Here is a 4915-nt window from a genome sequence, read left to right on the forward strand (position 1 = left end):
GATGCGAACGACCAGGTGATCAGCAACGTGGGGGCCGGTGAGGTCAGCAGCACCAGCACCGACGGCATCAACGGCAGCCAGCTGTTCGACGTGGCCGACTCGGTCAATACCGTCATCGGCGGCAACGCGGTCGTCAATCCGGACGGCACCATCACCACCAGCGACATCGGCAACACCGGTGAAGACACGGTGCACGACGCCATCGACGCGGTGAACACCGCCGCCAATGCCGGCTGGAACGTCACCGACGGCACCAATGCCGCCAACATCGGCCCCGATGGCGAGGTCACCTTCACCGGTGACGCCAATATCGACGTGGCCCAGACCGGCGTCGATGACGCCGGTGCTATCGAGGTCACCCTCAACCGCGACCTCGACCTGGACAGCGTCACCACCGGCAACAGCATCCTGGACGACAGCGGCCTGACGGTGGACGACGGCAGCACTACCACGGCGCTGGCCGCCGGCGGGGTGACCAGCGGCAACGTCAACCTGAACGGCACCACCGACACCATCAGCGGGCTGTCCAACACCGACCTGAGTGATCCGACGTTTGCTACCGCGGGCCGTGCGGCTACCGAGGAGCAGCTGGACCTGGTCAACCAGACTGCCAGCGCCGGCTGGGACCTGCAGGCCAACGGCGACGTGGTCACCAACGTGGCACCGGGCGATACCGTGCAGCTGCTCGATGGCCAGAACATCGAGATCACTCGCAGCGGCACCGACGTGACGATCGCCACCGCCGACGATCTGACCGCTGACAGCCTGACCATCAACAACGGCCCGATGCTCAACGACAACGGCATCGACATGGATGGTGGCACCATTACCAATGTCGGTGCGCCGGTGAACGGCGGCGATGCGGTCAATCTCGACTACTTCGACGAGAACCGCGCCCACTACTACAGCGTCAACGACAATGGCACCCCGGGCGGCAACTACGACAACGATGGCGCTGCAGGCGTGAACGCCATCGCCGCCGGGGTGGATGCCTCGGCGGTCGGGGATGGCAGTCTCGCCATGGGCTTTGGTGCCAGCGTGCAGCAGAGCGATGCTATCGCCGTCGGCACGGGAGCTTCCTCCCTAGGAGGGGCCTCCATTGCCCTGGGGAATGGCGCTTCCAACGATGTGTTCGGCGACAACCAGATCGCCATCGGCAGCAACGCCTCCTCGTTCGGGACAAGCGACCTGGCGATTGGCACCGGTGCCGCCGCCAGCGGTCAGCGCAATATCGCCATGGGCAGCGGGGCCTCTACCGACACTGGGCTACTGGATGGCATCGCCATCGGCACGGATGCCTATGTCAGCGTCGACAACGGCATCGCTCTGGGCAACGCAGCATCGGCAGACCACGCCGACAGCGTGGCGCTGGGCAGCGACTCGGTGACCGCCGCGGCGGTGGGCACCACGGATATTACCCTGGCCGGCACCAACTACACCTTCGCCGGCGGTACGCCGATCGGCACGGTGAGCGTGGGTGACGTGGGCAACGAGCGCACTATCACCAATGTGGCGGCCGGGCGCATTTCGGCCAGCAGCACCGACGCCATCAACGGCAGCCAGCTGTTCGCCACCAACCAGGCCGTGGAAGACGCGGCGGCCACCGCCGGCCAGGGCTGGGATCTCACCGCCCAGGGCGCCGACACCACCAACGTGGCACCGGGCGATGCGGTGGACCTGACCAACGCCGACGGCAACCTGGTCATCACCAAGAACGCCACCGACGGCGCCCAGGAAACGGTGACCTTCGACCTGTCCGACAGCGTGACGATCGGCAACACCACGATCGACAACACCGGCATCGACATGGGCGGCGATACCATCACCAATCTGGGCGCGGGGACGGTCGGGGCGGGCAGCACCGACGGCATCAACGGCAGCCAGCTGTTCGACGTGGCGGACTCGGTGAATACCGTCATCGGCGGCAACGCGGTGGTTAACGCCGACGGCACCATCACCACCAGCGACATCGGCAACACCGGTGAAGACACGGTGCACGACGCCATCGCCTCGGTGAACACCGCCGCCAACGCCGGCTGGAACGTCACCGACGGCACCAACGCCGCCAACATCGGCCCCAACGGCGAGGTCACCTTTACCGGTGACGCCAATATCGACGTGGCCCAGACCGGCGTCGATGATGCCGGTGCTATCGAGGTCACCCTCAACCGTGATCTCGACCTGGACAGCGTCACCACCGGCAACAGCACCCTGGACGACAGCGGGCTGGCGGTGGACGACGGCGGCGGCAACGTCACCACCGTGACCAACGACGGCCTGATCGTGGCGGGTGGCCCCAGCGTGACCAGCAGCGGCGGCATCGACGCCGGCGGCCAAACTATCTCCAACGTGGCCGATGGCGTGGCAAGCGATGACGCGGCGACCGTGGGGCAGATCACTGACCTGGCCACCACGCCGCTGACCTTCGCCGGCGACAGCGGCACCGACGTGGACCGTCAGCTCGGTGATACCCTCAACGTCACCGGCGGCGCCTCCGGCACGCTGACCAGCGGCAATATCGGCGTGGTGGGCGACGGCACCGACACGCTGGCCATCCAACTGGCCGAGGACGTCGACCTGGGTACCAACGGCAGCATCACAACTGGTAACAGCACCCTGGACGATGGTGGGCTGGCGGTCGACGACGGCAGCGGCAACGTCACCACCGTGACCAACGATGGCCTGACCGTGGCGGGTGGTCCCAGCGTGACCGCCAGCGGCGGCATCGATGCGAACGACCAGGTGATCAGCAACGTGGGGGCCGGTGAGGTCAGCAGCACCAGCACCGACGGCATCAACGGCAGCCAGCTGTTCGACGTGGCGGACTCGGTGAATACCGTCATCGGCGGCAACGCGGTGGTTAACGCCGACGGCACCATCACCACCAGCGACATCGGCAACACCGGTGAAGACACGGTGCACGACGCCATCGCCTCGGTGAACACCGCCGCCAACGCCGGCTGGAACGTCACCGACGGTACCAACACCGCCAACATCGGTCCCAACGGCGAGGTCACCTTCAGCGGCGACAGCAACCTTAGCGTGGCCCAGACCGGCGTCGATGATGCCGGTGAAGTCGAGATCACCCTCAACCGCGACCTCGACCTGGACAGCGTCACCACCGGCAACAGCGTGCTGGACGACAGCGGGCTGGCGGTGGACGATGGCGGCGGCAACGTCACCAGCGTGACCAACGACGGGTTGACCGTGGCCGGTGGCCCCAGCATCACCGCCAGCGGCGGCATCGACGCCAACGACCAGGTGATCAGCAACGTGGGGGCCGGTGAGGTCAGCAGCACCAGCACCGACGGCATCAACGGCAGCCAGCTGTTCGACGTGGCGGACTCGGTGAATACCGTCATCGGCGGCAACGCGGTCGTCAATCCGGACGGCACCATCACCACCAGCGACATCGGCAACACCGGTGAAGACACGGTACACGACGCCATCGACGCGGTGAACACCGCCGCCAACGCCGGCTGGAACGTCACCGACGGCACCAATGCCGCCAACATCGGGCCCAACGGCGAGGTCACCTTTACCGGTGACAGCAACCTTGGCGTGGCGCAAACCGGCGTCGATGACGCCGGTGCTATCGAGGTCACCCTCAACCGCGACCTCGACCTGGACAGCGTCACCACCGGCAACAGCATCCTGGACGACAGCGGCCTGACGGTGGACGACGGCACCACTACCACGGCGCTGGCCGCCGGCGGGGTGATCAGCGGCAACGTCAACCTGGATGGCACCACCGACACCATCAGCGGGCTGTCCAACACCGACCTGAGTGATCCGACGTTTGCTACCGCGGGCCGTGCGGCTACCGAGGAACAGCTGGACCTGGTCAACCAGACTGCCAGCGCCGGCTGGGACCTGACCGCCGAAGGCACCGATGGCACCAACGTCGCCCCGGGCGACACCGTCGATCTGTCCAATACCGACGGCAACCTGGTGATCGCCAAGAACGCCACCGAAGGTACCCAGGAAGACGTGACCTTCGCCCTGGCCAGCGACATCGCCGTGGACAGCGTCACCACCGGCGACAGCGTGCTGGATACCAGCGGCCTGAGCGTCGACGACGGCAGCGGCAACGTCACCAGCGTGACCAACGACGGCCTGACCGTGGCGGGTGGCCCCAGCGTGACCGCCAGCGGCGGCATCGATGCGAACGACCAGGTGATCAGCAACGTGGGGGCCGGTGAGGTCAGCAGCACCAGCACCGACGCCGTCAATGGCAGCCAGCTGTTCGACGTGGCCGACTCGGTCAATACCGTCATCGGCGGCAACGCGGTCGTCAATCCGGACGGCACCATCACCACCAGCGACATCGGCAACACCGGTGAAGACACGGTGCACGACGCCATCGACGCGGTGAACACCGCCGCCAATGCCGGCTGGAACGTCACCGACGGCACCAATGCCGCCAACATCGGCCCCGATGGCGAGGTCACCTTTACCGGTGACAGCAACCTTGGCGTGGCGCAAACCGGCGTCGATGACGCCGGTGCTATCGAGGTCACCCTCAACCGCGACCTCGACCTGGACAGCGTCACCACCGGCAACAGCGTGCTGAACGACAGCGGCCTGACGGTGGACGACGGCACCACTACCACGGCGCTGGCCGCCGGCGGGGTGACCAGCGGCAACGTCAACCTGGATGGCACCACCGACACCATCAGCGGGCTGTCCAACACCGACCTGAGTGATCCGACGTTTGCTACCGCGGGCCGTGCGGCTACCGAGGAACAGCTGGACCTGGTCAACCAGACTGCCAGCGCCGGCTGGGACCTGACCGCCGAAGGCACCGATGGCACCAACGTCGCCCCGGGCGACACCGTCGATCTGTCCAATACCGACGGCAATCTGGTGATCGCGAAGAACGCCACCGAAGGTGCCCAGGAGACGGTGACCTTCG

General features: G+C 66.7%; 1 protein-coding gene. It reads left to right on the top strand.

Translation table 11 applies throughout. From position 1 onward, the window contains the following. The coding region (locus FHR96_RS22210; RefSeq protein ID WP_221195919.1) for a beta strand repeat-containing protein at positions 1-4915 on the top strand (4915 nt) is incomplete at both ends.

Origin of the sequence: Halomonas organivorans (assembly GCF_014192055.1) — a bacterium.
Lineage (GTDB): Bacteria > Pseudomonadota > Gammaproteobacteria > Pseudomonadales > Halomonadaceae > Halomonas > Halomonas organivorans.